General features: G+C 42.2%; 24 protein-coding genes. 8 read left to right on the forward strand and 16 right to left on the reverse strand.

What is annotated here, in order from left to right; all coding sequences use genetic code 11:
* Window positions 1-4: 4 nt before the first annotated feature.
* The 5 genes from MOB01S_RS04510 to MOB01S_RS04530 are packed head-to-tail and all read right to left on the reverse strand — an operon-like array spanning window position 5 to window position 3936.
* Window positions 5-355 carry a RidA family protein gene (locus tag MOB01S_RS04510; RefSeq protein WP_066802123.1) on the reverse strand — a complete coding sequence of 117 codons (351 nt, stop codon included), beginning with the start codon at window positions 353-355 and terminating at the stop codon, window positions 5-7.
* A gap of 22 nt (window positions 356-377) precedes the next feature.
* The gene (locus MOB01S_RS04515; RefSeq protein WP_066802125.1) at window positions 378-1109 is read right to left on the reverse strand and encodes a hypothetical protein; all 732 of its coding nucleotides are present in this window, start codon (window positions 1107-1109) and stop codon (window positions 378-380) included.
* Window positions 1110-1119: 10 nt separating this feature from the next.
* Window positions 1120-1734 (reverse strand): DUF6915 family protein, encoded by a 615-nt coding sequence (locus MOB01S_RS04520; RefSeq protein ID WP_029102692.1) that lies wholly within the window; start codon window positions 1732-1734, stop codon window positions 1120-1122.
* 46 nt (window positions 1735-1780) lie between these two features.
* Window positions 1781-2677, reverse strand: coding sequence for a hypothetical protein (locus MOB01S_RS04525; RefSeq protein WP_066802130.1), 897 nt, complete (start codon window positions 2675-2677; stop codon window positions 1781-1783).
* An 8-nt stretch (window positions 2678-2685) separates the two neighbouring features.
* Window positions 2686-3936, reverse strand: coding sequence for a D-amino acid dehydrogenase (locus tag MOB01S_RS04530; protein ID WP_066802132.1), 1251 nt, complete (start codon window positions 3934-3936; stop codon window positions 2686-2688).
* Window positions 3937-4093: 157 nt separating this feature from the next.
* Here MOB01S_RS04530 and MOB01S_RS04535 point away from each other — a divergent pair, with 157 nt between their 5' ends.
* Complete coding sequence (locus tag MOB01S_RS04535; protein ID WP_066802134.1) at window positions 4094-4855, forward strand: TSUP family transporter; 762 nt, start codon at window positions 4094-4096, stop codon at window positions 4853-4855.
* Window positions 4856-4898: 43 nt separating this feature from the next.
* Here MOB01S_RS04535 and ribF read toward each other — a convergent pair whose 3' ends face one another.
* Window positions 4899-5870, reverse strand: coding sequence for a bifunctional riboflavin kinase/FAD synthetase (gene ribF / locus MOB01S_RS04540; protein ID WP_066802136.1), 972 nt, complete (start codon window positions 5868-5870; stop codon window positions 4899-4901).
* A 242-nt stretch (window positions 5871-6112) separates the two neighbouring features.
* On the opposite strand from ribF, the gene MOB01S_RS04550 reads away from it, so the two are divergent.
* Window positions 6113-6877 (forward strand): Slam-dependent surface lipoprotein, encoded by a 765-nt coding sequence (locus MOB01S_RS04550; protein ID WP_066802145.1) that lies wholly within the window; start codon window positions 6113-6115, stop codon window positions 6875-6877.
* 60 nt (window positions 6878-6937) lie between these two features.
* Here the strand turns inward: MOB01S_RS04550 and murJ are convergent, their stop codons facing one another.
* The 5 genes from murJ to MOB01S_RS04575 all read right to left on the reverse strand — a co-directional run bounded on the left by murJ (window position 6938) and on the right by MOB01S_RS04575 (window position 12511).
* Window positions 6938-8488 (reverse strand): murein biosynthesis integral membrane protein MurJ, encoded by a 1551-nt coding sequence (murJ, locus tag MOB01S_RS04555; RefSeq protein WP_066802147.1) that lies wholly within the window; start codon window positions 8486-8488, stop codon window positions 6938-6940.
* Between the two features lie 276 nt (window positions 8489-8764).
* Window positions 8765-9640, reverse strand: a complete 876-nt coding sequence (locus MOB01S_RS04560; protein WP_066802149.1) for an EamA family transporter — start codon at window positions 9638-9640, stop codon at window positions 8765-8767.
* 67 nt (window positions 9641-9707) lie between these two features.
* Window positions 9708-10961 (reverse strand): 5-demethoxyubiquinol-8 5-hydroxylase UbiM, encoded by a 1254-nt coding sequence (gene ubiM / locus MOB01S_RS04565; RefSeq protein ID WP_245639996.1) that lies wholly within the window; start codon window positions 10959-10961, stop codon window positions 9708-9710.
* 24 nt (window positions 10962-10985) lie between these two features.
* Entirely contained in the window at window positions 10986-11411 is a 426-nt protein-coding gene (locus MOB01S_RS04570) for a hypothetical protein (protein ID WP_066802153.1), read from the reverse strand.
* Between the two features lie 71 nt (window positions 11412-11482).
* Window positions 11483-12511, reverse strand: a complete 1029-nt coding sequence (locus MOB01S_RS04575; protein ID WP_066802155.1) for an FAD:protein FMN transferase — start codon at window positions 12509-12511, stop codon at window positions 11483-11485.
* A 289-nt stretch (window positions 12512-12800) separates the two neighbouring features.
* On the opposite strand from MOB01S_RS04575, the gene MOB01S_RS04580 reads away from it, so the two are divergent.
* Entirely contained in the window at window positions 12801-14504 is a 1704-nt protein-coding gene (locus MOB01S_RS04580; protein WP_066802157.1) for an AMP-binding protein, read from the forward strand.
* 100 nt (window positions 14505-14604) lie between these two features.
* Here the strand turns inward: MOB01S_RS04580 and MOB01S_RS04585 are convergent, their stop codons facing one another.
* Entirely contained in the window at window positions 14605-15873 is a 1269-nt protein-coding gene (locus MOB01S_RS04585; RefSeq protein ID WP_066802158.1) for a tetratricopeptide repeat protein, read from the reverse strand.
* Window positions 15874-16138: 265 nt separating this feature from the next.
* Here MOB01S_RS04585 and rph point away from each other — a divergent pair, with 265 nt between their 5' ends.
* Both rph and MOB01S_RS04595 read left to right on the forward strand, forming a co-directional pair.
* Window positions 16139-16855, forward strand: a complete 717-nt coding sequence (gene rph / locus MOB01S_RS04590) for a ribonuclease PH (protein WP_066802160.1) — start codon at window positions 16139-16141, stop codon at window positions 16853-16855.
* Window positions 16855-17307, forward strand: coding sequence for a hypothetical protein (locus MOB01S_RS04595; protein ID WP_066802162.1), 453 nt, complete (start codon window positions 16855-16857; stop codon window positions 17305-17307). Before rph ends, MOB01S_RS04595 begins: the two co-directional genes overlap by 1 nt.
* 44 nt (window positions 17308-17351) lie before the next feature.
* On the opposite strand, the gene MOB01S_RS04600 is transcribed toward MOB01S_RS04595, so the two are convergent.
* From MOB01S_RS04600 to MOB01S_RS04615, 4 genes are all read right to left on the reverse strand, one after another.
* The gene (locus MOB01S_RS04600) at window positions 17352-18281 is read right to left on the reverse strand and encodes a hypothetical protein (protein ID WP_066802163.1); all 930 of its coding nucleotides are present in this window, start codon (window positions 18279-18281) and stop codon (window positions 17352-17354) included.
* A gap of 113 nt (window positions 18282-18394) precedes the next feature.
* Complete coding sequence (locus tag MOB01S_RS04605) at window positions 18395-18634, reverse strand: YheV family putative metal-binding protein (RefSeq protein WP_066802165.1); 240 nt, start codon at window positions 18632-18634, stop codon at window positions 18395-18397.
* Window positions 18635-18662: 28 nt separating this feature from the next.
* A complete protein-coding gene (locus tag MOB01S_RS04610; protein ID WP_066802166.1) occupies window positions 18663-18944 on the reverse strand; it encodes a hypothetical protein in 282 nt (93 codons plus the stop codon).
* Window positions 18945-19150: 206 nt separating this feature from the next.
* The gene (locus MOB01S_RS04615; RefSeq protein ID WP_066802248.1) at window positions 19151-21253 is read right to left on the reverse strand and encodes a M3 family metallopeptidase; all 2103 of its coding nucleotides are present in this window, start codon (window positions 21251-21253) and stop codon (window positions 19151-19153) included.
* 89 nt (window positions 21254-21342) lie between these two features.
* On the opposite strand from MOB01S_RS04615, the gene MOB01S_RS04620 reads away from it, so the two are divergent.
* The 3 genes from MOB01S_RS04620 to gltX are packed head-to-tail and all read left to right on the forward strand — an operon-like array spanning window position 21343 to window position 24266.
* Entirely contained in the window at window positions 21343-22110 is a 768-nt protein-coding gene (locus MOB01S_RS04620; RefSeq protein WP_066802250.1) for an endonuclease/exonuclease/phosphatase family protein, read from the forward strand.
* Window positions 22107-22703, forward strand: coding sequence for a hypothetical protein (locus MOB01S_RS04625; RefSeq protein ID WP_066802168.1), 597 nt, complete (start codon window positions 22107-22109; stop codon window positions 22701-22703). Before MOB01S_RS04620 ends, MOB01S_RS04625 begins: the two co-directional genes overlap by 4 nt.
* Before the next feature lie 57 nt (window positions 22704-22760).
* Window positions 22761-24266, forward strand: a complete 1506-nt coding sequence (gene gltX, locus MOB01S_RS04630; protein WP_066802170.1) for a glutamate--tRNA ligase — start codon at window positions 22761-22763, stop codon at window positions 24264-24266.
* Window positions 24267-24351: the final 85 nt, after the last annotated feature.

A 24351-nucleotide genomic window follows, 5' to 3' on the forward strand; every position in this document is an offset into this window, starting at 1 on the left:
TACCTTACAAACCTGCCGTAACCACAATTTCCACAAGCCAGTTTGGATTAACCAAATGAGCCTGTACGGTGGCACGAGTGGGCGGTACAAAACCTTGTATCCACGCTTTATATTCAGCATTAAATTGTTCAAAATCAGCCAAATCTTTGATAAATACTTGAGCGGTCAAAAGACGAGATTTGTCCGTGCCTGCTTTGGCAAGGGCTTTGTCAATATTAGCAAGAACCTGCCGAGTTTGCCCCACAATATCAAGGCTGTCATCATCAGGCACTTGTCCTGCCAAATATACCACACCGTTGTAAATGGCGATTTCGGTGATGGTTTCGTTGCTGTCTAGTTTAATAATTTCACTCATTATAAATTACCTTTTCAATTAATTAAAGTTTGGCAAATTCATCAATGCTCAACGCACGAATTTCAAACCACGGTTGTTTTAATAGGGCATTGACCGCTTCCAAATCGGACAATTCTTTAAAGTTTAAACCGCCCACTTCTACCAATAATTGATTGTCTTTATACATCACCAATTCACCATCAATCAATTGTTCTAAGAGCGTGGGCGAATCACTTAATTCTTCCAACGAGCCTTTTGGAGCAACTTTATTTAAAGTCTCCAAAAAATCAGCGATTAAATCATCATTATAATAACCAAAATCCAGTCTGTTATTTTCTAAGGTAAAAATGCCATTCCAGCCTTTAAAATACTCATTTTGATGATTTAACCAAATGACATAGAATTTTTCACTTTCATCAACTTCCACAATTTGATAGAAGTTTAACCCTGCAATTTGGGCAAAGGCAAATATATCATCGTCACTCCATTCGCTAAAATCAATGTCGTCTAGATACTTAAAGGTTTTGCCAAATTTTTCTTGGGTAAAGGCATCAATGGCATCATAAACTTCTTGTTCTGCCTCACCATTGCCAATTGCATAGCTTGACAAATCGTCACTACGCAAGGCGTGAACGGTCAATTTTTTATAAGCGGTTTCGGCATCACTTTGATTGTCATAAACTTCTCTGATGATACTGCTTTCTATCCAGCCCATCACATACCATTCATCGTTGTAGCCAAATTGGTTTTGGCGGATAACATATTTGGTGGTCATAAAAAACTCCTTACAGTTTCACTTTAATTTCTTGCAATTTTTTGGCACTGGGCGGATAAAACGCCCCATTGTCCATCCACATTTCAAACCGCATTGGGTTAAAAATCATATCAGGCGAAATGTCAAATTCCATAAACCGAGCCTTAGCCATTCCCATCATTGGCAAAATGGTATTGACAAACCAGCTATTATGGGTAATTAACAGCGATTTTAATTGCCCCGTTACCGATAGCGGTGATAACATTGTCGCAGAAATTTGCGGATTGTCAATGACATCGGCGTGAAATTTTTCAAGGCGTTTGGCAAGCCCTGCGGTGGGAATGTCGTCCATCGCCATCACAAAATCGCCCAAAGTCGGAATAAACCGATGATGAAAATCCACAAGCAAATGGTCTTTTTCGCATAAATCTTTGGTTTCAATGGTTTTGCCCGCACTATTGACAAAACTGTGTCCAAAAATGGGAATAATCACTTCTTGCACGCCCCAAAAAGTGTGCAAAATGCGGTGGCGGTTGTCGGTACACAGCATTTTTGTGCTGTCAATGAGGGCGTGAATGTCCACATAATCTTCAACTTCTCCGCCCCGTCTTTTTTGGGAAATTTGTGCGTGTTTATAGGGGTTCATAGAGTTCCTTTAAAGAAAATTATTCATCACAATCAATATATTAATATTACACTAAATGGCTAACATCAAACTCCGCTACGCCCCACCATTCACCCCAATAACAAAAATAAAGTTTGCCATTGTCATAAGTCATTGCACTTATTTTTGAATGAATTTCGTCATCGTCATTTAATTGTGGCTCATAATCTTTAATGATGATTTCTTTTTCAATTTGTCGTGTTTGTGCATTAAAAACATAATAACGAAAATTCGCCCCATCAGAAAATAACCATAATGTATTGGTAATTTTTTCCAGTCCACCATAATACATTTTATCATCAAACCAATAAGTATGCAATATCTTAAAATCAGGATAGGAAGTGATATGAATGAAATTGTCATAAAAATTTAACAAAACCGCCTTTTGATTATTATCAAAACAAAATAAAAAGGACAAATCATCATCTAATGGTTTTTGGATTTGCAGTTTGTCATCAGTCCATTTTACCAAATAATCAAAACAACCATCTTGACCATAGGCAAACATTAACATTATGGCATTGTTTTCTGGTAATTTGGTAATTAAAAACTCCGCCCAACCATAATCATCATCAACACTTTGACTTGCCAATAAATTGCCTTGATAATCATAAAGTAAAATGGTGATTTTATGTTGATGATTTCGCTCAATCAACCAAACCCATTGATGATTGGGGCATAATTTGGCATAACAAATTGGCAAATCTAATTGCCATAATAAAGTTCTTTTAAACTTAGGTATGGTAAAGTCAAAAAATTTAATATACCCTGTTTCTTCATTCCAAATGATTGCTTTTTGATGGTGGTTATCCATATCAAAGCAATCTTGTTTTGGGTTAAATTTATTGGGATTGACCGCAAATTTTGGATTGAACGCTACCTTTTGATAAGTATCAATCACAATGGGCTTGGGTAAATGGTTCATAAACTACCTTATTGATAGCGATTTAAATTCAAACCATCAATACTAATCTGTGTCGGCTTACCCAAAATAATATCGCTCAAAAGTTTGCCAGAGCCACACGCCATCGTCCAGCCCAGCGTACCGTGTCCTGTGTTAATAAACAAATTATCATATTTTGTCGCCCCAATAATCGGTGTGCCGTCTGGGGTCATCGGACGCAGTCCCGTCCAAAACTGTGCCTTTGGTAAATCACCGCCATCAAATAAGCTCTTTGTTACCATTTCTAGCGTGGCACGGCGAGCAGGGTTTAGGGATTTGTCAAAGCCTGATAGCTCTGCCATTCCGCCCACACGAATCCGCTTATCAAAGCGAGTAATGGCAACCTTATAAGTCTCATCAAGCACGGTAGAAATGGGGGCTTTGGACTCATCCACAATGTCAATGGTCAAAGAGTAGCCCTTGACAGGATAGACAGGCAAATCAAGCCCAAGCGGTAGTAAAAGATTGCGAGAATAAGAACCGCACGCCAGCACATAGCCGTCCGCTGTAAGCGTTTCGCCATTTGCTAGCACGCCTGTTACTTTTTGGTTATCAAAAAGGATTTTGTCAATGACGGTGTTAAATTTAAATTCTACACCAAGCGATTTGCAATACTCGGCAAGGCGTTTGGTAAACAAATTACAATCGCCTGTTTCGTCATTGGGTAGTCTTAGACCGCCCAAAAGATTGGCGGACGCATACGCCAAAGCAGGTTCGGCATTGACAAGTCCGTCTTTATCAAGTACTTGATAAGGCACACCAAGCTCATCAAGCACTTTGGTGTCAAGTTTCATTGCCTCCAATTGGGCGGGTTTTCTAAACAGTTGTAGCGTTCCGCCTGTTCTTTGTTCGTAGTCAATGTGGGTCTCATCACGCAAAGCACGGATACAATCTCGGCTGTATTCGGCAACTCGCATCATTCGCTCTTTGTTGATTTCATACCGCTTTGCATTGCAATTGGCAAGCATTTGTTTCATCCACGCAAGTTGAAAGCTGGTACCATCTGGGCTAATGGCAAGCGGGGCGTGTTTGGTAAAGAGCCATTTGATGGCCTTCATTGGAATGGCAGGGGCTGCCCAAGGGGTTGAATAACCAGGGGAGATTTGTCCTGCATTGCCAAAGCTGGTCTCTTCGGCAACATTGGATTGGCGTTCAAGGATAGTAACTTTTGCCCCTTGTTTTGCCAAAAAATAAGCGGTGGTTGTGCCGATGACACCGCCACCAAGTACGATGATGTGCATGATAATCTCCCTAAACCAAGATGTTTTATTATAACATATTTTATTTATGGCGACATAAGTCATGATATTTTTCTAAACAGGAATATGTAGCATGGAATAAGGAATATGTGATTTTGGCAAAATTTGCGATAATTAGCCAAATTTTTGGAGCTATGTTATGTTTGATTTTGAAACACATGATTGGATTATTGTGGTATTTTTTGTATTGGGGGCATTATTGCATGGTATTGCAGGTTTTGGTTATCCCATTGTGGGGACGGCGATTATTGCCAGTTTTTATCCTTTAAAAATTGCGGTGGCAATGGTTATTGTGCCATGTATTATTTTAAACCTCATCATGCTTCGTACAGGCGGTACGATTATTGGCAATATGATTAAATATGGCAAAGAGTATTTTTGGCTATTTGTCATGAGTTTTTTGGGGGGATTGGTTGGTGTGCGGTTATTGCTACTTTTCCCTGACAGTTATTTAAAAATCTTTTTGGGTGTTACGCTGATTGTTTATATCGCCACCCAATATAGCAGATTTAAAATCAAATTTAAAAAAGACAAACTCACCATGTCTATTGCAGGTTTTATCGTAGGGGTTGTTGGTGGTGTTACCAATGCGATTGTGGCATTTTTGATGATTTATCTTTTGGGGACTGACCGCCAAAAACAAGACATGGTTATTATCAATAACATGAGTATTTTGATTACCAAAGTCATTCAGTTATTTACTTTGACACCGCTCATTATGCAATTTAGTCAAAAACAAATGGCAATGTTGGGTATTGTGATTGCGATTTCTATGTTTTTTGTATATTTGGGTTCAAAAATCCGCAACCGACTTTCCCAAGAAGTATTTGGGCATGTGATTTCGGTGGTGCTTTTTATGTTGGGTATTTATGCATTGATTCAGGGCATTCGCATTTTATGATTTTAAACAAAAAAAGCGTTATTTTGATAACGCTTTTTTATTGTTAATTTTGCTGTTTTCTTAATTGCAAAGTTCGCCAATTTAATAACTCATTGACGTCTTGGCGAATGCCGTTTTTTAAATCGTCCAAACCTTGATAATGACGCTCACCATGCAAAAAATGCAAAAATTTGACCGTCAAAGTCTGACCATACAAATCCCCACAGAAGTTGGGCAAATGCACTTCCAACCGCCAATCTGTACCATGCACCGAAGGGCGTGTACCAATGTTGGCACAACCAAACAAGCTGTTTGGCGATAATCCAGCCAGTCCTTGCCAACCATCTTGATAAGTATCATCAAGGAGCATGACATCAACGGCAAATACGCCATGCAAGGCAGGTTTTAGGCGGTTTAGAGTGATGTTGGCGGTGGGAAAATTTAGCGTACGACCGATTTTGTCACCGTGTACTACTTGTCCTGTTATGGCATAATCTTGCCCCAAAAGCCCTTTTGCTTTTGCCAAATCCCCCTGTGCCAATGCTTCACGCACGGCAGTTGAGCTGATGCGTAAGTTGTTTTTGGTAACTGTGGGCAAATCATCAACGCCAAACCCCAAGCCTTGTAAAAATACCTTATCCCCCATGCGGTCATGCCCAAAGCGAAAATCATCACCAAGCACCAAATGATGTGTGCCAATGGTTTTTAAGAGGTTGGCAAAGTCATGGGCGGATAAATGGCGAAAAGTGTCGTTAAACTTGGCTTGAATCACCATTTCTACACCAAAGCGGTCAAGTAAAGCGATTTTTTCGGCAAAATTGGTTAGGCGAGCAGGAGGATTTTGGGGGTTAAAAAACTCACGAGGTTGTGGCTCAAATACCATGACGGCGGTGGCAAGCCCTAAGTGCTGGGCGACCGTTTTGAGTGAGTTAAGCATTGCCTGATGACCCAAATGCACCCCATCAAAATTACCAATGGTGAGTACATGGGAGGGTAGGGTGGTGGGGTTTTTGGGGTCTAGGTGGATAATTTGCATGGAAAAATTAAAAAGTCAAAAAGTGTTATTATAGGTGAAATTGATGATTTTTGCATGAAAAACCGTGTGGATTGCCTCAATTTTTAACTTATTAATGTATAACAATAAGAATTGATTTTTTTGCAGAAAAAAAGTTATATATGTATACTTAATACTTGCATTGAGCATATAAATGTAGTAAATTAAATTCACTACAGTCATTGTGGTATTTTCCCTCTTTTTATGCCATTAAGGAATTTGTCATGAAAAAATTGACCCTAAGTCTCCTAACCTTTTCATCTGCATTGGTATTGACCGCTTGCGGTGGTAGCAGTAGCGATAATCCCAAAAATAACGTGGCAGGATTGGTACAGCCTACCAGTGCCAATACAAAATTTGACCCTGCCAAAGTCGCCAATACAACCACTGAAGAGCCCATTTCTGGACAACATTGGCATGCTGTTCATGAGGATAAAAAGCCATCTAAATTTACATTAAATAACAGTAATGTGGGTGAGGACATTACCAAAATTACGGTTGATGGCAAAATCTTTGATTTGCAAGAAGTGGATAAACTGACATACGTGGGCGATGAAAATTTAGGCATTAAATATGGCACAACCAACCACAGTCGTTTTGGGGTTGCTTGGCAGAATTCTCCTAATAACGCTGGTGCTAATGTTATTTTTTATCAAGGCTATCAAACTTTACCCAAAGATATGCCCAAAACTGGTACAGCAAAATATGTGGGGCAAGCGTTTCATGACTGTGCTAACTGCAAAAATTCAGAAGCTAAATCGTCCTTTGATGTTGATTTTGGCAAAAAGACAGTGGCAGGCGTGATTGAGCATAAAGATAGCAAAATCAATTTGGGTGCAACCATTTCGGGCAGTAGTTTTTCAGGTGTCGCCAATGGTGTACAAACCAATGGGGCATTTTATGGCGTTGATGCCAGTGAGCTAAGTGGTATCTACAAAGCAACAGATGGTAAATTTGCTGGGGCATTTGGAGCAACCCAAACCAAATAATGAACCACAAAAAAACGCATCGGACGGTTGTTCGGTGCGTTTTTTTAATGGCTTAGTTATCTATCCATGTCTTAATTGCCTTGGTCTAAAACCAGTTGCCAAAAGCACCACGCCATAGACAGTCGCCCCCAAAATGCAAATGGCAATCAGCATTGTTATTTTGCCAAGTGCTGTACCGTCCTTTGGATAAAAGGGCAGTACAGCATATAAACTTGCCATCATTGCCAATGTTGCAATGATAAACTGCGTACCCATTTTGTACCAATGTTTGCCAAAATGCCAAATACCACGCTTTTGCAAAAAGTAATAAAGTAGCCCTGCATTAACAAAACTTGCCCCTGTGGTAGCAAGGGCAAGACCGCCGTGTAGGGGCAATTTGGCAAGATAAAAAATACCAATAAAAACAACGCTAAATACCATATTGGCAAAGACCGAAACAATGCCGATTTTGACAGGGGTTTTGGTATCTTGCCCTGCAAAAAAGGCGGGTGCAAACACCTTAATAAGCATAAAGCCCAAAATGCCACCTGCCATACATTGCAAGGCAAGGGCGGACATCTGCCCATCGGTTTGGCTAAATTGCCCACGCACAAACAAAGCATTCATCAAAATATCAGACAAAACAAACATTGCCACAGACGCAGGCAAGCCAATGACAATAATCAGACGCATTGCCCAGTCTAGTGTTTTGCCAAATTCTGCCATATCTGCTTTGGCACGGCTTGCTGATAGGCTTGGCAAAATCACCGTGCCGATTGCCACGCCAATCAGACCTAAGGGCAATTCGCTTAGGCGTTCGGCAGAGTACAGCCACGAGACCGAGCCGTTTAGCATTTTGGAGGCAAAAATGGTGTTGAGTAGCAGGTTGATTTGCGTTACTGATACACCAAAAATGGCAGGTAACATTAGGGTTAAAATCCGCCGTACGCCTTCGTGCTCAAAGTCGATTTTGGGGGCGGTCAGTAGATTTTGTTTATATAAATCAGGCAGTTGGATAATTAGTTGCAACAGTCCTGCCACCGCCACTGCATAGCCAAGTGCCATAATGGGCTTATCAAGCAGTGGTGCAACAAGCCACGCCCCAACAATCATACAAACATTGAGTAAAACAGGGGCAAAGGCAGGCGGGGCAAATTTACCATAGCTTTGCAAAATGCTACCAAAAAATGCCGTCATTGAAATAAAAAATAAATACGGAAAGGTAAGATATAAAAGAGCGGTTGCGGTGTCAAATTTGTGATTATCGCCAACAAACCCAGGGGCAAAAAGTTGTATGACTAAGGGGGCGAAAGCCAATACAGCAACCGTTAGCACAAGCAAAATCAGGCTTAGCACACCAGAAACACGGCTGATAAGTAGCTGGACTTCGTGCAAAGTTCTTTGTTCTTTGTATTCGGTTAGAACAGGGACAAAGGCTTGGGAAAATGCCCCTTCAGCAAATAGACGGCGTAAAAAATTGGGGATTTTAAATGCCACCAAAAATGCATCCATCAAACCGCCTGCCCCAAACACGCCCATTAGCACAACATCACGCACCAAACCCAGAATGCGAGAAAGCATAGTCATAGAACTGACCACCATTGTGGAGCGAAAAAGACGAGATTTTGCCATAGGAGTGTGCCGATAAAATTTTTTGTGTATTATAAAGGATTTGGGTGATAAATTGATGAATTTTTTGTGAATTGGTGAGGCTTTGGGTGGATTTGGGTTGTTTAAAATTATAAAAGTATGATATATACTAACCAAACTTCAAAATCGTTATGGTTTTTGTTCGTGGTGAGCTTGTCAAACCATAATGGAAACTCACCCACAGGCACAGCTTGGGGTGAACGGTTTTTGTGCCAGTTTTTAGGTTCGGTTGGTATATTTTAATTTAACGATAAATCATCAACGTCTTTTATAAAACAACTGCCCACCCATTAAATGTATGCCAAGCCCCAAAAGCACCATAATGATGCCCATATAGTGCCAAATGATTAATCTTTCTTTTAATGCCAAAAAACCCACCACCAATGCAATGACGGGTACGAGCATGATAAATGGCGTAACTTTACTTGCTAAGTGGCGAGTCAGTAAATATCCCCACCCTGTATAGCCGATGTAGCTGGCACAATATGCCAAAAACAAAACTGCCAATACCCCATGCAAGCTCATGTTGTGTAACTGGGTCAATACGCCACCAATACCATATATGCCCAATGAAAATAAACCAAATGCCAACAAAGATGAGATGTTGCCCCAGATGACGAGTGATAAAGGATTGACTTGTCCGATTTTTTTGACGATGATGTTGCCCAACGCCCAGCTTAGTGATGCACCCAGTACAGGAAGCATGCCAACGAGCGAAAAACTGCCTTGGTATTGCCCCACCCCAATCAAAACAAGCCCCATGCCTGCACACACCATACCAATAAGGTGGTTGGGTTTGACTGCTTCTTTTAAAAATAGGTGGGCAAATAAGACGGTTAAAAATATTTGGGCTTGTAAAATCAGGGCGGATAATCCTGTGGGAAATTGCCATGATAATGCCAAAAACATGAGGCTAAACTGCCCAAAACTAATCGTTAAACCGTAGAGTATTAAATACTGCCAAGCAACATGAGGTTTTTTAAAAAAGAATATGGCGGGAAATAAAATCAATAAAAAACGCACCATGCCCAATACCAAAGGTGATAGGTCATTTAAGCCGATTTTCATTGCCAAAAAATTCACCCCCCAAATCAATACCACGCTACTTAATATTAAATAGTCTTTTAAATTCATAAATTTATCTGTTTAGTGGTTGGTATGTGATGGCGTGGTATTGGTTGTGGCTTTTAAGTGGGAGAGGCTATTTTCCTGTCAACTGCCCTGCTATCCAGCGTTTGATGGGAGGCAGGTGATTGCTAACTTTTAGGGTCAAATCTCTGACAGCGTGCATCGGCTTGGCGTCATTGGTGAAGATTTTAACCATCAGGTTGGTACCGTGATATAGGGGGCGAGTATGTGCTTGATGGCGAGTGTTGTATTTTTGCAAAAGGGCGGTACTGGCGATGTCTTGGTTGTTGTGATGGGCGTTTAAGATTAGCGTGGCTAGGGTATTTGCCCCTAGCAGTCCAAGGTTAAAACCATGTGCAGTAACAGGGTGCATACCCACAGCACTATCACCAATGAGTGCGACACGATTTCCTATGAAAGTTTTGGCATGTACCCCCATGAGTGGATAATGATGTATCGTGCCAGCCAAGCTAAGTTTGCCCAGACGGTCGCCCATCATGCGTTGGACTTCTAGGGCAAGCTCGTCTTTGTTCATGGCTAAAAATTCATTTGCCTGCGTGTTGTCAAGCGTGATGACGCAGTTGGTGAGCTTGTCATGCAAGGGTAATAGAGCAAGTGTACGACCGTACAAAAAACACTCCCTTGCCGTGCCTTCATTGGAGAGGGGGTGCGATACACGGAAAACAATGACAGTACGCCCAAAGTCATTCATCATTGCTCCAATGCCCATTTTTTTGCGTACAAAAGACAGCCGACTGTCTGCTCCGATGAGTAGTTTGCTGGTTAAAATTTCATCGTTAGCAAGTTTGACTAGGGCTTGGTTTTCGTTGGTTGTGATGTCTTGGATATTTTGGCTGGTTAAAATCTGTACATTTGGTAAATCTTTTACTTCATCATACAAGGCTTGGCGAATGTTGTGGTTGGAGATGAGGTTGCCAAGTCTGTCAATGCTGGTCAAGATTGATAAATCTTTTGGTACTTTAAAATGCAGAGCATCACCAAAATCACCATTGTACACCTTAGCATCTGTCAAACGATAAATCTCATCATCAGGTATGCGTTGCCATGCTCCCAAATTTAGCATAATCTCACGGCTACGGTGAGTTAGGGCGATCTCACGACCATCATAACTGGGGCGAGCGATATCATCTAAGGGGGATTTTTCAATGATTGTCAAGGTCAAATCCGACCCCTTAAAATGCCGTGCAAACGCAAGGCTTGCAGGCCCTGCTCCGATGATGATGATGTCGCTTGTTTTCATGATTGCCTTAGGTGGTTGGGTGAGTATGCCAAAAACCGTCCACCCCCACTTGTGGTAGTAAAACATGGGGTAACGGCTTTTACATGGCGATTATTTGTATTCTGCCAATTCGTTTTTGACGGCGGTTTGTATCCATGCTTTTAGGTCATCAGACAGTTGCCCCATGTGTTCGTCCAAAAAGTCTGTGATTTGGGCAGACAGTTTTTCGCAGATTTTGACTTCAAGCTCGTCCATCTCTTTTCGGCTAAGAGCGGGTTTTTTAGGCTCAATGGGGGTAAGGCTTGTGTCTAGACTGTGAATGAGCTTGACAGGCTTGCTTTCGTCTTTGTGTGTCGCCATCAGGTGTTTAATCTCTTCGCCAAAATCAGGCAAGCTAAAATTAAAATCTCGTGCAGGAATGGGACTGTGCAACATATCAATGATGTCGTCTAGTTCTTGGCGAAATGATTCTTTGACCGCCACAGGGGTGGCAAGCCAGCGTTTGGCAAACTGGGGACTGGGTGAAAAGGCACTCATGGGTTGTCCTTATGAATTTTGATAAAAATATGCCACTTATTGTAAAGCAAAATGCACAATTTTAAAAGTCATTATGGATATTTTGCCGTATAAGCATTGGATTTTATGATGTCAAAACTTTCACCATTTTTGATGATAAATAGTGCCATGATGTTATTGTCATTGGCAAGTCGTATGGCATCGTCTTGGGGAATGGCGGTCAAGGCTGTTGCCCAACCATCGGCGATGGCGGTAGTGTCAGCGATGACGGTTACGCTAGGTACGCCCCCTGCCACAGGATAGGCGGTGTGAGGGTTGATGGTGTGGCTATATGTCTGACCGTTGTAATCAAAGGCGTTGCGGTAGTTGCCACTGGTTGCCATGCTCTGCCCTGATAGGCTGACAGTGGTCATGATTTCACGGTTCGTGGCGGTGCTACCCATGATGGGTTTGTCAATGGCAAGCGTCCACGCCACCCCTTTATCATTGACACCAAGTGTCGTAACTTCTCCGCCAATCTCAACCATATAGTTTTGGATTTGATATTTTGATTTTAGTACATCTGCCACAACATCTACGCCATAACCCTTGGCAATCGCTGAAAAATCAAGCCCCACGCCATCGGCAGTTTTTGATAGTTTATCCTTTGCCAAAATTACTTTATCCAAGCCAATTTTATCACGCACAGCAATAATTTCTTGTTCGCTTGGTGGGTTTTGTAGGCGTTCAACGCTCATGTTTGCCCCAAACCCCCAAAGCTCCACAAGTGGATAAACGGTGGGGTCAAAAGCATGATGTGATTTTTCATAAATCAGACGACTGTCGCCAAGTACCTTGATAAAATCAGGGTCAATGGTGATGGTTTGTCCCATGTTTAGGGCGTTAAACTTGCTTATGGTGCTATCGGCTTGATAAGTAGACATACTGGCATTGATTTCATCAAGGCGTTTATCAATACTTGCTTGCACGTCTGTTACACTCACTTCTGTGGGTGCTTCAAAGGTGATGTGATAGCTTGTCCCCATCGTCTGACCGCTTAATTTGTGGTATGTGGTTTGGGGGGTGGGCGTACAGGCACTTAGGAGTGCTAACGCCAATATAGGCAGGGTAAAATATTTCATGAGAATCATACAAATGAATTTGGATTATTTTATTACAAATAAATGTGATGTACAATGTTATTTGTGGTAGTTAAAAGGTTGTGTTTATTTGTGATAAAAAGCCATTAAAAACCATACCATGAGTGTGGCTATCTACCCAAAAATTTAATGAAATTGTAAATAATATTAAAATAATTGTAAATAATCTGCTTGGGATAGTGTTTTAGTACAGTTTTTCATTGGCAAATCGGTTAAAATAGTGTATTTTAGACACGTCTATTTTTTACAACATTTGTACCGCAGGATAATCATGCAAGATTTTAATATACCAGCTGACCGTGCTTGGCGAAAAACTTACGAAAAAAATGGCTTAGATATTGAGGTGCAGTTACCGCTTGGCATACATTCTTTGATTGATGCTTTTGAACAAAATTTTTCTAAACACTACGACCATGTGGCAGTTACGTGCATGGGTGCGTCTATTACTTATGGCGAGCTGGATTTTTATAGTCGTCAGGTGGCAACTTATCTACAAAGTCTTGGTCTTAAAAAGGGCGATAGAGTTGCTGTGATGATGCCAAACGTCATGCAATACCCCATTTGTATGGCAGGGATTATCCGTGCAGGTTTGACTTTGGTTAATATCAATCCGTTGTATACCGCCCATGAATTAGAGCATCAGCTTAATGACAGTGGGGCGACCACGTTATTTATTATTGAGAATTTTGCCCATACTTTTGAAAAAGTCATCAACAAAAGCCCTGTCAAAAACATCGTGGTTGCCACGCTTGGTGATATGATGGGCTTAAAGGGTTTTGTGGTGAACTTGGTGGTGCGTCATGTCAAAAAAATGGTGCCAACATGGAATATCCCCAACCATGTTGCCTTTAAAGATATTTTAAGCCACATCTCTGCCAGCGACTATGTCCGCCCCCAAATGGGACTTGATGATATTGCTGTACTTCAATATACAGGTGGTACGACAGGTGTGGCAAAAGGGGCAATGCTCACACACCGCAACCTACTGACCAATGTTGAGCAGTGCATGACTTTTGTTGCCAAAGTATTCCCTCCCAAAGAGGATTTGCATGGCAAATACATCGCTACCGCCTTGCCACTGTATCATATTTTTTCGTTTACGGTGTCTATGCTGGGTCTAAAAATGGGTTTTGGGTTGCTACTCATCACTAACCCCAGAGATTTTACAGCATTGAGCAAAGATTTTGCCAAATATAAACCTGTCTTTTTCCCTGCGGTCAATACCTTGTTTAATGCACTGGCAAATAATGAGACATTCCGTGCCTTAGACCACAGCCAGTTACGCCTATCATTGGGTGGCGGTATGTCAGTACTACCTAGCACCGCCCAAGCATGGGAGAAGCTCACAGGCAACTACATCGTAGAGGGTTATGGCTTGTCCGAGACCTCGCCAGTAGCTTGCATAAATCCGCCGGGTGGATATACAGGCAAGATTGGCATTCCTTTCCCAAATACGGACGTGATTTTGCTAGATGATAATGACAAAGAGGTGGCAATGGGCGAAGCGGGCGAGATAGCCATCAAAGGCCCTCAAGTCATGGCAGGCTACTGGAATCGTCCTGATGAGACCGCCAAAGTGATGACGGCTGATGGTTATTTTAAAACAGGCGATATTGGCATTATGGATGCTGATGGGTTTTTTAAGATTGTTGATCGCAAAAAAGACATGATTTTGGTGTCAGGGTTCAACGTCTATCCCAACGAAGTAGAAGAGGTCATTGCAAACCACCCCAAAGTGCTAGAATGTGGGGTAATTGGTGTGCCTGATGAGCATAGTGGCGAGCTGGTCAAGGTTTTTATCGTCAAAAAAGACGACAGCCTTACCGAAAAAGAAGTCATGGTCTGGGCAAAAGAGAGCTTGACAGGTTATAAACGCCCTAAATATGTTGAGTTTGTGACAGAATTACCCAAATCCAATGTCGGTAAGATTTTACGCAAAGATTTGCGTGAGCTTGAAAACAAAAAACGTAATTAAACCACCTAAAAAATAAAACCGCTCAATTGGGCGGTTTTGTTTTGGCTTGGTCTGTGGTATACCCTATAAACCGTATCTATGCGGTCTATATGATTGGGTCCTATTTGAGGGTTTTGGTAAAAATTTGCCAATTGTGATGTATGATTCTTTCAATATAAAAATAAGGCAAATACAATTCAATCACGCAGTCGCCATCTTGTTGTTGTGTCTCTGCCGTGTATGTACATATGTGTTGGTTGTTTTGATTGACCAGTTGCCATTCTACGAGGGTAGCATTGGGGTCGGCGACATTGACCGTAAGACTTCTTGCGTGAGCATCGACCATGCCAATATGAAAATAGGGGATTTTTTCAATGTCGGACAAAGGATAGTCAGGGTAGGGCAGACCAGTAGCTTCAAGTCTATATTTGTCATGTACCAGTACGCTTTGATTGACCGTAACCCAGATGTGGTTGCGTAAAAATTGCTGGTCAATGGTTTTGTTAAGTACAGATAAACTGTTAAAATACACTTGCATGTCTTCTTTGATGTCATCAAATGCCCCCACATAGCCACCCCACATACCTGCCAATATCAGTTCGTTGTGCACAAGAGCATCTCGCATGATGTGAAAAAATTTGCCAGAGTTCAACCATTCATCAACCGCAAAACGCTCTTTGTAGGACAACAAGGAATCTGCATCACGAATGATAAAACAATGCACATCGGGGTCTGATAGTACCAAAAACCGCCAAAAAAGCCCCGAAAAACCAAGCTCTTTTTTATCAACTTTGATGATTTGGGCATTGTGTTTGGTCAGGCGTCTGATGACATGGTCTGGCACGCTATCGTCCACATAAAAACGACACGTCCATTCTGGATAAATCAAAGGAGCAATGGTGGCGTTGATGACAGCCACCTCGCAGTAGCGTGGGTTGTCGCCAAACAGCGAATAGGAGATGATGTTTTTGGTTTTGTCGGCGTGCAGTCCTGTATGGGTCAGTGTTGGCAGAGGTGATGGGCGGTGTTCTAGGGCGAGGGCTTTTTTATCTGCCATGCTTTTTTTGGCATAGGCATAAGCCTCCTCAAAGCGTTTTAGGTGAGTGCATACCGATACAATTGTATCATAAATGGCGTGCTTTGGCTGGTCTGGGCGATAGGGAGCGTTGTCATAATGTGCCAATGCTTGTTGTAGGTGTTCGTAGGCTTGTGCGTGGTTGCCAAGCTGACTGTCTGCATACGCCAAATCGCTAAGCATGATTGGGTGGTTTGGAAATAGGGTTAGACCCTTTTCGTTTAAAATGTGTTTGGCAAGCTCGTAGTTGTGCGTGTCTAAGGCGTGGCGTACATACTGAGCGATGGCTTGTAGTTGCTGGTTGAGTTTTTGCATGGCATTATCAAAATGATGGGTTTGTATAAATCTACGCTAGTAGAGATTTGTTGTGGATGTAAGAACAGGCAAAAATATGTATACCTTGTTATTGTACAATAATATTTTTATTTTTCAAATATGGTTGATTGGGGAATTTTGTAGCGATGTGTAGGCTAGATTAACATCATAAACACGCTAACATTTTACAAAACTTGGCATAAAATTTTGCCGTTTGATAAAAAACTTGTTAAAATGCGTTTTTATTTTAAAAAAGAACCACGCCATGAGACATGACAACCGAGCCTTAGACGCACTTCGCCCCATTTCATTCACTCGCCATTATACCAAACACGCCGAAGGTTCGGTGCTGGTGTGTTATGGCGATACCAAAGTTTTGTGTAACGTCAGCATAGAGGCTGGTGTACCACGTTGGCTAAAAGGGCAGGGTCAAGGCTGGCTGACTGCTGAATACGGCATGCTACCACGTGCTACTGGCACTCGCACCGCTCGTGAAGCCACCAAAGGCAAACAATCAGGGCGAACGATGGAGATTCAGCGTTTGATTGGTCGCAGTTTGCGTGCAATGATTGATTTATCCAAATTGGGCGAAAACACCATTTATGTAGATTGCGATGTTATTCAAGCAGATGGTGGTACTCGCACCGCCAGTATCACAGGCTCGGCGGTGGCACTCATTGATGCCCTAGAAGCATTGCAACGAGACAAAAAAATCACCACCGACCCTCTTATTGGGCTGGTTGGGGCGGTATCAGTAGGCATCAAAGGTGGGCAGGCATATTTGGATTTAGATTATAGTGAGGATTCCACTTGCGATACTGATCTGAATGTTGTGATGACGCAGGCAGGCGGATTTATTGAGATTCAAGGCACAGCAGAAGACAAACACTTTACCCGTGCAGAAGCTGATGCCATGCTTGACCTTGCGGAGGGCGGTATTCGTCAGATTTTTGAATTGCAAAAACAGGCGTTGGGCTGGTAATGCTAAAAGTGATTGATGATGGGGTATCCATCACCCTAAACGGTACGGACAAAAACCCGCTCTTTGCCGTCTCTGCCATACTGGTGGTACTTGCCATTGGGGTTGCGGTGGTGGCGATGGTCGCCCCTGTCCAAATCACCATTGGGGTGATGGCGGTATTTGCGGTGTTTGTTTTTGTGTTTAATATTTACAAAAATCGCCAAAAAACCCAAAGCCACATTGCCACAGGGCAACTCATCATTAAAAATCGCACCTTTGTTGTTATGGGGCAAACAGTCAAATTGAGTGATGATGCCCAAATTGAGCTGATGGAGCAAACACTCATCATCAAGGATTTGGGTAGAGGTTGGTATATTTCTGGTTTTGATGATGTCAAAGAATGCCATGTCGCCAAATCCGTGCTTGAAGGCAAAGCCCTAGAAAAACAAGAAAGAGCGATAAGGATTTTGTAAATAATAAAAACCGCCCAATCATGAGCGGTTTTTATGATGGTGGATTATTTGCCTGATTTTTGTTTTTCAAGTTCGGCAATTTGAGCCTCTAAAATGGCAATCTCTTCGTCTTTGGCTTTGGTCAATTCATTCATCAAATCCAACTGCTCTTTGATGAGCTTGCTTTGTTCAGCAAGCTGACTTTCAGTATCAGACAAGCGGTCAATCTCTTCTTTGAGTAGGGCTGGATCTTCTGGAATCTCTGCCTTTAAAATCTCATCAGGATTGATTTCAGGTAGTGTACTTGGAATGATGCTCTGTTGTTCGGTAGTTGGTGCAGGGGCATCAGTAGTGGGTGGCACTGCTTCGCTCGGTGTGGGCGGTGGAGGTGCTTGTGTGGTGGGTTGGGGTGCAGGTGTGGGCGGTGGTGTTACAGGCTCAGGATTACTGTCGCTGAACAACACAAACACCAATGCCCCAATCAACAACAACATTACCACACCACCGATGATGAGTGCCATCGGTGTTTTTTTTGCGGTTTTTTTGGCAGATGTATCAACACCCAATCCTAAATCACCATCAGTATTTTTGGTTTTTTTGCCAAACAGTCCGCCAGTTGCTTTGGCTTTTTGGTTGGTGTTATCTTTTTTGCCAAATACACCACCTAAACCTGATTTTTTGGTGGTGGTAGCAGGAGCTGGCTCGTCGTTGTTTGTGGTTTCAAAATCAAGTACAGGGGCAGTTGAAGCAGATTTTGCCTTACTGTTGGCAAATTCTAATTCTAACTCTTCCTTACTGCTTAGAACTTTTTCTCTTTTCTCTTCAATCGTTTTGCTAAGGGTGCTTCCCCCTGTTGCTTGGGGGTTGGCTGATTTGGATTCTGGGGCGGGTGTGGCGGTGCTTGCACCTGTTTCGTTATTTGGTTTAACGCCAAAATCAAGATCTAAAAAATCATCTAAATCAACATTGGTTGGGTCTTTTTTTTGGTCAGACATAATAAAACCTGTATCAAATGGGGTTGAGGCACACTTTGCCTAAATATATTTCTATCATATCAAAATTTGCCAAAATTTTCAGCTTTTTGGTGCATTTTTAAGAAAAAATGTAATTATTTTACAAATCTCACCACGCCCACAGCTGTCATACTCCCTTCTGTATTTGCTTGGATTTGGGGCAGGTCATCTTTGGTGGGTCGGCGTGCGATGTGCTGACACTTGACACACTCAATGTACTCATCAGGCTCTGGGGTGAAAATCTGCACTTGGACAGTGGTGTCAATTTGACCGCAATGGGTGCATTTGACCCCTGCAAGAAATTGGCGTTTTGGGCGGTTGGATTGGTATCTCATGATGATAAATATACAAAAATTGGTTGGATTAGGCTTGGGCAAATACGGCTATGATGGGCAATACCAAACCGCCCACACAGAGCATGAGCCACAAGGCAGTTTGGTCGCTAAACTTACGCAGTATGGCAAAATACCCCCACGCATACAGCCCCAAAATCACCGCACCAATGACCCCGCCCAACAGCCCACCACCATTGATGATGGTTAGTACAAGATTGATGAGGGCAAACCCACCAGCCCAGATGTAGGTGGGTTGATTACTGTTGTCTTGGGCGTATGCCATAAAAAGCAGAAGTATTAGGGTTGGCATAATTCAATCCTTGTGGGGGTGTTGATGTGATTTTAGCCCCAATTTGCCGTTGGTGCAATCATTAGATTTCTTGCAAAACTATGATTTTTTAGTTTTTAAAAATTTAAAGTTCAATAAAATCAAGGGTTATGAACGACAATTTTCGTATTTTGCAAGCACCCATGTTGCACAGCCAGTACTTTACAAATAGGTTATTTGATAAAATGCTATTTGACAAAGCCACTATGGCGAAGCAGGGCATCTATATTTGCCCCACGCCCCATAAAACTCTCAAAGCTGTCTTTGGCAGGACGTGAGCCACCCATTTGTAAAATCTCGCTTTTAAATCGCTCACCTGTGGCAGGGTCAAACACGCCATGTTGGTCAAGGTTTGGGTTTGTTTCAAATTTACCAAAAGCGTCCGCCGACAATAGTTCCGCCCATTTGTACGAATAATAACCAGAAGCATATCCGCCAGCGAAAATGTGGCTAAATGTGTTGGCAAAGCGGTTGTTGGCAGGTGGTGTGATGACGGCAATCTCGGAGCGAACTTCGTTTTGCATGGCTAAAATGTCCTCATAAGTGCCCAACGCTTGCCCATGCACCCGCAAATCAAACAGCCCAAACTCGATTTGGCGGAGGGTTTGTAGTCCGCTTTGGAAGTTTTTGGCATTGACAAGGGCGGTCAGCTTATCCTCTGGCAACGGCTCGCCTGTATGGACGTGGCGACTGATGAGTTTGATGCCATCTTTATCAATGGCAAAGTTTTCCATAAACTGACTGGGTAGCTCCACAGCGTCCCATTCTACACCACTAATACCAGCAACATCGCTTAGGGTGATTTTGGTCAAAAGATGGTGCAAGCCATGCCCAAACTCATGAAACAGTGTGGTAACTTCATCAAAGGTCAAAAGGCTTGGCAACTCACCCACCGCAGGCGAAAAGTTGCCCACAATAAAGCCGACAGGGAGCTGTTCAGTCTTACTATCCTTATGCTTTTCTTGAAAGCCAGACAGCCACGCCCCACCTCGTTTGCCTGTGCGAGCAAACAAATCCAGATACAGCCCACCGATGAGCTTGTCATTTTCATGCAATTCAAAAAACTGCACCTCATCATGCCAGCGTGGTACTTCGCCTGTGCGTTCTTTAAATGTAACACCAAAGAGTTTGCCAATAATCTCAAACAAACCGCCCAGCACCACAGGCAAAGGAAAATAAGGGCGAAGCTCATCGCTGTTTAGGTTGTATTTTTCTAGGCGGATTTTTTCGGACAAATAGGGTATGTCCCATGGCTTAACTTTATCCATGCCCAAAGTTTTGCCCAAAATCTGCAAATCAGCAAGGTCGGCTTTGGCAAAGGGGGTGGCATGACTGGCAAGATTTTTTAAAAAGTCTGCCACCTCGTCTTTGTCGTTTGCCATTTTGGTGGCAAGCGACACTTGTGTATAATCATCAAACCCAAGCAGTTTGGCTTTTTCTTGACGCAGTGCAAGAATCTGGCTCATGATGGGGCCATTATCAAAGCCTTTGCCTGCCTCATAAGTACACTCACTGCTGGCACGGGTGTTGTAGGCATGATAGAGTGTCTCACGCAAAGCACGGTCATCGGCATACTGCATGACTGCCAGATACATTGGCACATCAAGCGTGGCGACATAGTCGGTGGCAAGAACGGTGTTTGGGTGGGTTTGTTTGTAGTTGTCGCCTGCTGATTTTAAGAGTGCAAGCCCACTATCGGTCAAGCCTGATAACTGCTCTTGGGTCAGTGGCAGGGCAAAGGCGGTCGTTGCATCTAGGACATTGTCAGAGAACTTGGCAGAGAGTGTGGATAATTGTGATGAAATGTCAGCAAAACGGCTTTTTTTGTCGTCATCAAGTGCCACACCAGAGAGGGTAAAGCCTTGTAGGGCAAGCTCCACCGCTCGGCGTGTGGCAGTATCCGCACCCAGCGTGTCAAAATTATCGGCAATGAGTTTATAAAGCTGATATAAGGGTAGCGACTGCCCTGTTTTGGTGGAAAAGGCAGACAAAGCAGGCAAAACCTCATGATGACTACTGCGAATGTCAGTGCTAGATACCACGCTGTTGAGGTGGGAGAGTACGCCAAAACTGCGATTTAACTGTAAATTCAAGCGGTTAAACTGCTGGATAACATCAAGAGCAACCTTTGGGTCATCTGTGGTGGGCAAATTGTCCAAAAATTCACTGGCGTTTTTTAAATCCGCCTCCACCAATGCTTTTGGGGTATTTGCGTCTGTTTTATGAAAATCCACCAAATGCAGGCGAGGGTCAAAGGCAGAGTGTGTAAAATTGATGTTCAAATCGGTCATGGTTTTTTCCAAATATTTCAATGATTTTGGGGTATAATAAGGATAATTGCTAAGTTTTGCAAGTTTATTATAAATATTCAATTTTTATCATGACCCCCATTAACATCGTTTCTTATAATATCCATAAAGGCATGTCGCCCCTAAACCGCCGACCGATTTTACATGAGTTGGCACGCTCTTTGTCTGCCTTACCCATTGATGTTTTGTGCCTACAAGAGGTGCAAGGCAAAAACCTCAAACGAGAACTTGCCTTTAACGAGTACCCAAACCACCCACAACATGAATGGTTTGGCGAGTATCTGTCATTATCCAGCAGTTATGGAGCCAATGTCTATTATCCACACGGCAATCACGGCAATGCCACATTATCACGCCACCGCCTTGACCCCAAGCATAATGTAAACATTACAGTAAGCCATCTAGAAAAACGAGGCGTGTTACACAGCGAGATTTATCCTGCTGATTGGGGTGTGCCTGTGGTGGTGCTAAATGCCCATCTGAATCTATTTGAAAAAGACCGCACCAAGCAATACACCGCCATCAAAGACTATATCAATAGCGACATTGACAAAGACAAGCCCCTTATTTTGGCAGGGGATTTTAACGATTGGACAAAAAACTCTTATGAGGTGATGGCAGATTTAGGCTTAAAAGAAGTCTTTTTTGACAAATATGGTCAATACCCCAAAACTTTCCCCGCCAAATTCCCCCTACTTAGCCTTGACCGCATTTATGTGCGACATCTGTCGGTATTATCCGCCCAAGTCTATAAAGGTATGGCGTGGGCGGATTTATCTGATCATTTGCCGATAGGGGCGAGGGTGGTTTTGGATAACTCATATAAGAAAATACCATGAATGATGTTGTTATTTTAACTCGTGATAATTTTGACGAAGTTTTAACCCAAATCAAAAATTGTGATAATCCAGAAAATTTACCGATTATCCAAACCAACCTTGTCCGCCCAATAATGACTTTTCGGTTATTTTGGTTTTTGATGGTTGTTATGGGTGGTCTGTTTGTTTTATTATCCAATCTGATACAAGGGCATTTTGATATTTTTATTATTGTATTTTTTATAATATGGTTTTCTATATCGGGTTTATTTTTAACTTTTGAAATTAAAAATTATAAAATAAAAGCCTTTTGGGATAAAACAACCGATAATTTTTATTGTCAATTAACACCAGAATATTTTATTTATCGTTTCAATGATAATGAAATAAAGTTGGCTTGGCAAAAAATATTTGAGATTTCTTATGTGCGTGGTAGTCAAAATACCCAAAGACATTTATTGATTACGCCAAGAGCAGATGATATTCGTATTTATGACAGTCATACTTTTTTGGAAATTAAGTCTTTGGTGGAATTATTTAGGAATTATCATCATAAAATTTGTCCACCAAATCCACAAATTCCCCCTGTTTCTCTGTTTGGCTTTAAACTTTAAATTACAAAAAAATTACGCTATAATACCCCAATTTCCCAATTTAAAAAGAGAACCCCTATGCCCTTCCCCAAAGTCCGCACTCGTATCGCCCCAAGCCCCACAGGTTTTCCCCACGTTGGCACAGCTTATATTGCCCTTTTTAATATGGTGTTTGCCAAATCACAGGGCGGTGAGTTTATCCTGCGTATTGAAGACACCGACCAAGTCCGTAGTACCGCCCAATCCGAACAGATGATTTTGGACGCCCTAAAATGGGCAGGCTTAGAGTGGAGCGAAGGTCCTGATGTCGGTGGGCAGTTTGCCCCTTATCGCCAAAGCGAACGCCGTGAGATTTACCAAAAGTATGCCAACGAACTTCTTGACAAAGGACACGCCTTTCGCTGTTTTTGTACGCCTGATGAGCTAGACCAAATGCGTAAAGAGCAAGAAGCACAAGGCTTGGCGGTCAAATATGACGGACGATACGCCAATCTTTCCCGTGAAGAGAGTGATCAACTTGCCAAAAGCGGTAAGCCCTTTGTCATTAGAATGCGTGTGCCGCAAACAGGTGTCTGCACCTTTAATGATATGCTAAGGGGTGAGATTAGTATCCCTTGGGAAAGTGTGGATATGCAGGTTTTGTTAAAGACGGACGGTCTGCCCACCTATCATCTTGCCAATGTTGTGGACGACCATTTAATGCAAATTTCCCATATCATCAGAGGCGAAGAGTGGATTAACTCCGCTCCCAAACACAAACTTTTGTACGAATATTTTGGTTGGGAAATGCCCGCCCTATGTCATATGCCTCTACTTCGTAACCCCGACAAGTCCAAACTCTCCAAACGCAAAAACCCCACTTCTATCACCTATTATCGGGACGCAGGGGTATTGCCACAGGCACTGCTCAATTATCTGGGGCGTATGGGATATAGCTTGCCAAGCGAGCAGGAGATATTTAGCCTAAATGAAATGATTGAGACTTTTGATATTCAGAGAATTTCATTGGGTGGACCGATTTTTGATATTGAAAAGCTCTACTGGCTAAATGGCGAATATATCAGAAAAATGAGTGCCGATGAGCTAAAAAATACCATTTTGGCTTGGGCATTTGACAATGACAAATTAACCAATATCGCTAAGGCAATTCAGCCTCGTATCAATACTTTGACCGATGCGGTGAATTGGGCGGGCTTTTATTTTCAAAACTTGCCAAATATTACGGCTGATGATTTTGCTCATAAATCTTTGGATAATGAAAAGCTCTTGGAAATTTTACAAATCGCCACTTGGCAATTAGAAAGTTTGCCTGTATGGAGCGAAGAAAATATCTATAAAACTTTAAAAGGTTTGTCCGCTCATTTTGAAGTCAAATTAAAAGACTTTATGCAACCCTTCTTTATCGCTATTGCAGGGTCGTCAAGCTCCACGCCTGTGATGAATTCCATGTATGTCATTGGGGCAGATATGACTTTGGCAAGACTTCGCCATGCCATTGAAGTTTTGGGCGGACTTGGCAAAAAGAAACTTAAAAAGCTAGAAGAAGTCAATAAATCTTTGCCTAATTTTTTAAATCAAGAATAATCCTAAAAAACCGATGATTTTAATTATCGGTTTTTTGTTGTGTTTTTCTTTAAAATGTGCAATACTTTTTGATGTATCAATACCG

The sequence above is a fragment of the Moraxella oblonga NBRC 102422 genome, from assembly GCF_001598275.1.
GTDB lineage: Bacteria > Pseudomonadota > Gammaproteobacteria > Pseudomonadales > Moraxellaceae > Moraxella > Moraxella oblonga.